General features: G+C 58.1%; 1 protein-coding gene. It reads left to right on the top strand.

Annotation, left to right across the window (positions count from 1 at the left end; translation table 11 throughout):
* Nucleotides 1-1,932, top strand: a 1,932-nt coding sequence (locus ABH939_RS33115) for an amino acid adenylation domain-containing protein (RefSeq protein ID WP_404650736.1), incomplete at both ends; no start/stop codon positions are given.

Genomic DNA, 1,932 nt, shown 5'->3' with positions numbered 1-1,932 from the left:
AATACGTTGGTGTTGCGGACCGAGGTGGATTCTTCGGAGTCGTTCTCGGGGTTGTTGGGTCGGGTTCGTGAGGGCGATCTGGGTGCGTTTGCGCATGCGGATGTGCCGTTCGAGCGGTTGGTGGAGGTGCTCAATCCGGCGCGGTCGCAGGCGCGTAATCCGTTGTTCCAGGTGATGCTCTCGTTCCAGAACATGGAGCAGACCGCGTTGCAGTTGGGCGATCTGACGGTTGCGGGCGTCGATACCGGCGCGGTGGCGGCGAAGTTCGATCTGCAGTTGACCATGGTCGAGCAGTTCGACGAGTCCGGTGCCCCGGCCGGGATGGCGGCGCAGTTCACGTACGCGACGGATCTGTTCGACGAGTCGACGGTGGCCTCGATGGCAACCCGATTCGAACGCATCCTGCGCACAGTTCTCGACGATTCATCGGCGCTGGTGGGAGAAGTCGATCTTCTTGATGGTGTTGAACGAATTGAGATCTACAACAGATCGCGCGCCAGTCGTCGGGATCTGCCCGCGACGCGATTGGTGGATGTCGTCGGTACGGCTCAGCGCGCTATGGATGTTGCGCTGATTTACGGTGACGAAAGCTTGACCTATGGCGAATTCGATTCGCGCGTCAATCGATTGGCCCGACATCTGATTTCGCAAGGTGTTGGACCTGAGGTTCTGGTCGGCGTGCTCATGGGGCGGTCTATATCTTGGGTGATCGCAGCCCATGCGGTGATTCGTGCAGGTGGCGGATATGTACCCCTGGACCCATCGCATCCGACTGAACGCGTCTCTTATGTTTTGCGAACGGCGGCGCCGGCCGTTGTCTTGTACTCGCGTGACTTTACGGTTGATGGTCGACTCGACGCGAAGTTGCCGACTTCCTGGGTTGATGTTGACAGTCTTGACCTGCATACGTATTCGACTGATCCGATCACCGATTCAGAGCGACTGTCTGCTCTTCGGGGAGATCACCCTGCGTATGTGATTTTCACTTCCGGTTCTACCGGGACGCCGAAAGGCGTCCTGGTATCGCATATCGCCGTAGTAAACCAGATGCTTTGGCGCCAGGATCGATACAATTTGGACCCGTCGGACGTGGTGCTGGTCAAGACTCCGTCCACATTTGACGTTTCACTTTGGGAGTTGTTCTGGCCGTGCCAAGTAGGCGCGCGCATGGTGATCGCCGAACCGGATGGCCATCGTGACCCTCAGTACATAGCGAAGTTGATCCGGGAGCATGCGGTCACGGTCGCGCACTTCGTGCCTGCAATGATGGCCCTATTCATTTCAGCCGAATATGCCAGCAATATTCCTTCCTTGAGGCTGGTGTTTTCCGGTGGCGAGGCCTTGAAAGTTGGCACTGCCGCGGAAGTTTTCGGAGTGATGCCATCAGCACGCTTGGAGAATTTGTACGGTCCTGCCGAGGCTGCAATTGATGTGACCTTCCATGAAGTCACATCGGACGAGACCGTGTCGATCCCGATTGGTTCTGCTGTGTGGAATACAGGGCTGCTAGTCCTGGATTCCAGGCTGCACCCGGTTTCAAGGGGTGTTGTCGGCGAGCTTTATCTATCGGGCATTCAGTTGGCGCGCGGGTATATCGGGCGGGCCGCAATGTCGTCGGATCGGTTTGTTGCGAACCCGTTTGCCGATGGCAGCGGGGGCGGTCGGATGTATCGCACGGGCGATTTGGTGCGGTGGGATGCGTCGGGGGAGCTGGAGTACATCGGCCGTAGTGATTTCCAGGTGAAGTTGCGTGGTCAGCGGATCGAGTTGGGGGAGATCGAGTCGGCTTTGGTGGCTGATGCATCGGTATCCGCATCTGCAGTGACTGTTGTTTCGGCCAAGTCGGGTGACAGCTTGGTTGGGTATGTGGTGCCGGCGTCGGGTGCGGTGGTTGATGTTGTAGCGCTTACGGATTCGCTGCGTGCGGTGTTG

The organism is Rhodococcus sp. 27YEA6, assembly GCF_044908235.1.
Taxonomy (GTDB): Bacteria; Actinomycetota; Actinomycetes; order Mycobacteriales; family Mycobacteriaceae; genus Rhodococcus_F; species Rhodococcus_F qingshengii.
The sequence above is the reverse complement of the archived record's forward strand: the minus strand, read 5'-3'. Positions and strand labels throughout refer to the sequence as shown.